Here is a 6,000-nt window from a genome sequence, read left to right on the forward strand (position 1 = left end):
GGTGGCTACCCTGGTGGTTACTACGGCGGCGGCTTCGGCGGCAGCAGCTTCTGGGGCGGCTTTCTCGGAGGCCTGATGGGCTCCAGCCGGTCGGGCGGATCGGGCAGCGGGGGCGGTATCCCTCCCCAAATGCCCCAAGGTCCGCAGCAGCCAGGGCCCGGAAACAACGGTCAGCCTGGCTCTCCGCAGGGCACATCGCCGAACAGCGGTTGCGGAACGATCTTCATCATCGTTGCCGCCTTTATCCTCGTCGTGTTTCTCGGCATGGCTCTTTTCGGGGGTGGCTGTACGACGAATTCGGTGGCGGCTTCGACGGTGGAGCGCACGGCGTTGGCGCCAGGTTCCGCCCAGGAAACGGGCTACTATACCGATGAAGACGGCGATTGGATTCACAACACGGCCGTTCTGCAGAAAGGCATGCGCCATTTCTACGAGGAAACGGGCGTGTGGCCTTACGTGTACATTCTTCCCAACGGCAGTGTGACGTCCACGGCGGAACTTACCGATATGGCCCAGCAGCTTTACAGCCAGCTGTTCAGCGATGATGCCCATTTCCTGCTTGTCTTCTGCGACAACAATCAGGGCGGATTTAACGCGGGCTACTGGGCGGGCAGTCGGGCGCGCACGGTTATGGACGACGAGGCAGCCGAGGTGCTGGCCGATTATCTCTGGGTGCATTACCAGGATGCTGCTTCTGAAGAGGAGGTTTTCTCCAACGCCTTTGCCGACACGGCTGACCGTATCATGACGGTTACGCCTTCGCCATGGCCGGTGGTTGCGGTGGCGGTTGCTGTCATAATCATCGCCATCGTGGTGTTTGTGCTGGTGCGCCGTCGGCAGCAGGCCAAGCAGCGCGAGGCCGAGCGCATGGAGCAAATCCTGAACACGCCGTTGGAAACCTTTGAGGATTCAAGCTTGGAAGACCTCGAGAAGAAGTACGCCGAAGCGTCATCGGCTCCGCCGGTAACCTCGTCGAAGCCCATCTCCGACGACCCCATTCAGCGCTAGGCACTTGGCTCTTTCGCAGTAAGGCAGCGCGGAGCGCAAGCCGCCCCAGCTGGAATCACCTTCGCTTTGTGTGAAGTTTGCCCCGGCCCTTCGGGCCACGACCAAGGCCGATAAGGCCAGAGAGGAGCACCCCCATGGGTATTCTCGATCGTTTCGCCTCCATCGTAAAGGCGAACATCAACGAGCTGTTGGACAAGGCCGAAGACCCCGAGAAAATGGTCGATCAGTACCTGCGCGAAATGACGGAGTCTCTCGCCGAGGTGCGCGAGGCCACCGCGGGCGTCATGGCCGAGGAAAAGCGCACGAAGAAGCTGGTCGATGACAACATGGCCGAAATGGCCAAGTACGAGGATCTGGCAAAGAAGGCTCTGGCTGCTGGCAACGAGGGCGACGCCCGTACGTTCCTGGCGAAGAAGCAGGAACTGGCCGGCCGCACCGAGGGCCTGACCATCGCCTACGAGGGCGCCAAGGCCAACGCCGATAAAATGCGCATGATGCACGACAAGCTGGTCAAGGACATCGAAGAGCTGAACGCCCGCAAGGCCACCATCAAGGCCAAGGCCGCGGTGGCGAAGACGCAGTCCAAGGTGAACGAGATGACCTCCGCGGGCGACCGCGCCGAGGGCGCGCGCAGCGCCTTCGATCGCATGGAGGCCAAGGCCGACGACATGCTTGAGCGCGCCAATGCCGTGGCCGAGCTGTCCGAGAAGCCGAAGGATCCCACCGAGGAACTGGAGAAGAAGTACGAGCAGGCCGGAGTTACCGCCGCGGTCGATGACGACCTGGCTCGTCTGAAGAAAGAGATGGGTCTCGACTAGTTCGCGCTAGTCGTTTCCATAGTCGCAGGGTCCGCTTTCGGGAGGGAAGGCGGACCCTGTTTTTGTTGGAGGGGCTGCATTTGGAGAGCGGCAGCAAGCTCTGGGGTCTTTGCAGGATGGTATCTGAGCCCTGCCTCGGTTACTCGCTCAGGTAATCCCAGAATGCCTGGGCTAGGGGAGAGAGGACTTCTCCCTTGCGTTTGACCAGGTAAGTGCCGAATACGCTGTCGTCGGTGATGAGGGGGATCAGGGGATACTGGGGGTCAATGGGCCGTGTGTCGCTCGGGGGCAACCCGAACATCAGAGCTTCGTGCTGGTGGGCGGCGCGCAGCAGCACGTCGAGGTTCGAGGCGGTCATGACGATGTTGGGTGCGAGACCGTGGTGCGCACAGAGATCGACGAAGTAGCGATGCAGATGGTCGCGCTTTCCGAAGGTGACGAAAGGCTCGGAGGAGACGTCCTCCAGGGTGAGCTCCGCTTGCGAGGCAAGGGCGCTGTGGGCAGGCACGTGCACGTAGGCGCCGGTTCGCACCAGAAGCTGATAGTCGAAATCGCCGAGGTACTGGGGCGCTGAGCCCACGAGACCCACCTGGGATTCGCCGGTTTCTACCATGCTGAGCGCTACGTCGGTAGGAGCGTTTTCCACGGAAATGAGCACGGGGGCAAACTGGTCGCTAAAGCGATCGATAAAATTGTCGGGCAGAGTGAGGGCCGCACCGGGCACAAGTGCGATGGAGAGTGAGCGCGGAAGATTCTGGGAATCGCGCGGTCCGGTATAGCGTTGTTCAAGTTCGCGAAACGATGCAACCACGGGGCGCGCATCGCTGAGAAGCGCTTCTCCCGCAGCGGTAAGGCGCAAGCTTCCGTCCCGTGTTTCGAAAAGAGGATCGCCCAACTCCTGCTCTAGGTTGTGTACGGCTTTGCTCAGTGCCTGCCGGGTGATGAAGAGCTCGCTGGCAGCCTTGGTGAAGCTGCCGCACTGTGCCACGGCGAGGCAATACTCAAGCTGACGTATGTCCACGATTCCCTCCCAATCGTCGTGACCACGTCGCATAATTATGCGCATGTTACTTATTATTTTTATCGTTTGACGTGGGGTTTGGCAAGCAAAAAACAGTTGCGAGACAGCAATCATAAACTGCTGCGTTAATGCCTGCCGCACCCTTATGATACAGCCTACCTGCTTGGAGCAGGATTCATCAAGGGCCTTGGCCGCATCTTGCGTTGATCTCGCACGCGGCGGACGTTTCGGAAACGTCCTTCTTCAAGGCCGAAGTACTCTGTGGAGGGAGTAAAATATGAGCAAAAGTCAGGGTTTTTCGCGTCGTGACTTCCTGAAGATCGGTGCGGTGGGCGCTGCCGGCGCCGCTGCGGCTGGTCTGGCCGGTTGCGCGCCGTCCGGCAACGAGTCCAGCTCGGGAGCCGTTGCCGGCGAGGCTACCGCCGAGGGCGGTGCCGTCAGCACCAACGATGTGGTCATCAAGCTGGGCGACCAGATGCCCAAGTGGTCGTTCATGGTGCCGCCCGAGCCCATCGCCGACGACCAGATCACCGAGACGGTTGAGAACGACATCATCATCGTGGGCGCCGGCATGTCCGGCCTGACCACGGCTGTGGCCGCCGCCGAAAAGGGCGGCAAGGTGACGCTGTTCTCGGCGTCGAGCGCCCCCATCAGCCGCGGCGGTTCCAACTACGCCCGCAACTCGAAGGTGATGGAAGAGCTGAAGGTGAAGCCCTTCGCCCCCTCGCCGTTCTATTACCATGAGATGCGCGCGGCTTCGTTCGCCATTGACCAGCGCAAATGGATGCGCGGCTACAACGAGTCCGAAGAGGCCATGAACTGGATGATCGATATCGCCAACGAGGCCGGCCTGCAGGTTATCCTCGAGCGCGACAACAACTTCGATCTTGGGCCCCACTATGCCCATGCGTTCTCGACCGAGGGCGATTCTTCCATGGTGTCCACGGGCCAGCAGGGTGCTGTGGAAGCCCTGGAGAAGAAGGCGCTGGAATACGGCGTGCAGATCGTTTACGACATGAAGGCCGAGCAGCTTATTCGCGAGGACGACAACAAGGGTCGCGTGACCGGCGTTATCGCCTCGAAGATGGACGGCTCCGGCTACACCAAGTTCACGGGCAAGTACATCGTGCTGGCTACGGGCGACTACTCCATGGACAAGGAGATGCTGGCCTGCTACTGCCCCGAGGTGCTGAGCATTGTCGGCTACGACCAGGCCGAAGTCGATTACAACACCAGCTTCAACATGGGCGGCATCTACGGCGGCGACGGCCAGAAGATGGGCTTGTGGATCGGCGCTGCGTGGCAGAAGGCCGCGGCGGCCCCCATGTACCAGGGTGGCTGGGGCGGCGGCCACGAGCCGCTGGGCTTCCACTGGGGCCTGAACGTGAACAAGAACGCCGAGCGCTACCAGCGCGAGGATGTGTCCGCGCCCTACACAGCCCATCACCTGATGTCGCAGCCCGACATGATGGCCTACGGCATTTGGACGAAGAACTATCCCCAGGCTATCATCGACCGCGGCCAGGAGTGGTACCTGTTCGGCTCCGACTACACGCTGCCGGCCAAGACCGCCGAGGAAATGATCGCCATTTGGGACGCCGGTGCGGAAGACGGCTCCTACTACAAGGCCGACACGCTGGAAGAGCTGGCTGCCCAGCTGGATCTGGACGTGAACAAGCTGAAGGAGACCGTCGCCCACTACAACGAGCTGGTGAAGGCCGGTGAGGACACCGACTTCTACAAGGATCCCACCTACCTGATCGAGATCGAGGAGACGGGCCCCTACTACGCTGCCATGAACACCTGCACGTTCATGACCATCATGGGCGGCCTGCGCACCAGCGCCGACATGGAGGTGTGCGACGAGAACGACACGCCCATCCCCGGCCTGTTCAACGTGGGCTGCATGGTGGGCGACATGTACGCCAATGAGTACAACTTCGCCATCCCCGGCAACAGCTACGGCATCAACTGCCTGACCTTCGGGTACACCCTGGGTCATCAGTTGGCCGAGGGCAAGTTCGAGTAAACAACGCAAGCAGGGGCCGGGCGACTGCGCTCGGCCCCTTAGCGGCTGCAGCAGAGCGCGGCCTGCTTGATCCGGTGACCCTCCCCATCGGTCAAGCAGGCCGCGCTTTTCGTTTTGTGGGAGGGGGCGGCTCTTGGGTTGTTGGTGAGGGGACTCACGCCATCTGCGCTACATCAATTAAAGAGGCGCCTGACGCTGTGCAATGGCAGCCGGTGCCCCGTCATGTCCGGGCGGCTTCGTGAAAGGAGTTGCCATGGACACACAGACCGTCATTGCGCTTTGCGACGTGTTCCTTGTGCTTATCGGAATCATCGGCCTCGTGTTGGTGAGGAGGGAGTGACGGACGGAGTTGGAGAAAGAAGAAGCCGGGCAACCGTCCAAAGTCTACCCGGCTTAAACACTTAACCAATGCCGCCCGGTTGTGCGGGGCACCATCGATTGCCTGCATTATAGCATCGACTTCTTCGCATGTGTAGACAGCGCGCCCTCAGTGTTGCTGATCCTTCGTATAGGATCCTTGTCTGACAGTTGCTGCCCGCTATGCCCCGGTGAAGAAGTCGTCGGCGCGTTGGGGGTCGAAGGTGGGGGTGTCGGTGCGGAATTTCTCGAACTGGGGGAGTAGGAGGTACTCCGGGACGAGGTTGGCGTATTCGGCCATGTAAAGGTCCTGCATGCGGGAGGCAAAGCCTTCCAGCAGGGCTGGGTCTTCCGCGTACACATCGAGACCCTTGTAATAGTCGGCCTTGTATTCGTCGAGCACGATGAACGGGTCGATGTCGTTTGCCAGGCATTCTTTGAACATGACCATGCGGCCGATGCGACCGTTGCCGTCCTGGAAGGGGTGGATGCATTCGAAGAAGTAGTGGAAGCCCACGATTTCGCGCAGGGTATGCTGCGACGCGTTTCCGTAGGAACCGAGCAGCCGCTCGACCTCGTCGGCTACCTGCGAGGGGGGCGTTGTGGTGATGCCGCCAACCCCGTTCGGCACGGTTTTCCACATGCCCGATGCCTGGCCTTCGACCCCCGCTTTCAGCACGCCGTGGTAGCTGAGCAGCAGCTCGGGCGTGAGGGGGTCGCGGGCCGTGTCGAGCATGAAGTCGAACAGCTTGAAGTGGTTCACGGCC

General features: G+C 61.0%; 5 protein-coding genes. 3 read left to right on the plus strand and 2 right to left on the minus strand.

The annotated features are described in order from the left end of the window. Positions 1–264: 264 nt before the first annotated feature. Positions 265–1,008, plus strand: coding sequence for a hypothetical protein (locus tag QZ307_RS03055; protein WP_295995671.1), 744 nt, complete (start codon positions 265–267; stop codon positions 1,006–1,008). A 134-nt stretch (positions 1,009–1,142) separates the two neighbouring features. Next, complete coding sequence (locus QZ307_RS03060) at positions 1,143–1,826, plus strand: PspA/IM30 family protein (protein WP_295995673.1); 684 nt, start codon at positions 1,143–1,145, stop codon at positions 1,824–1,826. A 139-nt stretch (positions 1,827–1,965) separates the two neighbouring features. On the opposite strand, the gene QZ307_RS03065 is transcribed toward QZ307_RS03060, so the two are convergent. Continuing rightward, the gene (locus QZ307_RS03065; protein WP_295995676.1) at positions 1,966–2,847 is read right to left on the minus strand and encodes a LysR family transcriptional regulator; all 882 of its coding nucleotides are present in this window, start codon (positions 2,845–2,847) and stop codon (positions 1,966–1,968) included. A 277-nt stretch (positions 2,848–3,124) separates the two neighbouring features. Between QZ307_RS03065 and QZ307_RS03070 the strand changes: the two genes are divergently transcribed. After that, positions 3,125–4,876, plus strand: coding sequence for an FAD-dependent oxidoreductase (locus QZ307_RS03070; RefSeq protein ID WP_295995679.1), 1,752 nt, complete (start codon positions 3,125–3,127; stop codon positions 4,874–4,876). Positions 4,877–5,414: 538 nt separating this feature from the next. On the opposite strand, the gene QZ307_RS03075 is transcribed toward QZ307_RS03070, so the two are convergent. Next, positions 5,415–5,996, minus strand: coding sequence for a Fic family protein (locus QZ307_RS03075; RefSeq protein ID WP_295995680.1), 582 nt, complete (start codon positions 5,994–5,996; stop codon positions 5,415–5,417). Between the last annotated feature and the right edge of the window lie 4 nt (positions 5,997–6,000).

The sequence above is a fragment of the uncultured Adlercreutzia sp. genome (genome assembly GCA_910585575.1).
GTDB lineage: Bacteria > Actinomycetota > Coriobacteriia > Coriobacteriales > Eggerthellaceae > Adlercreutzia.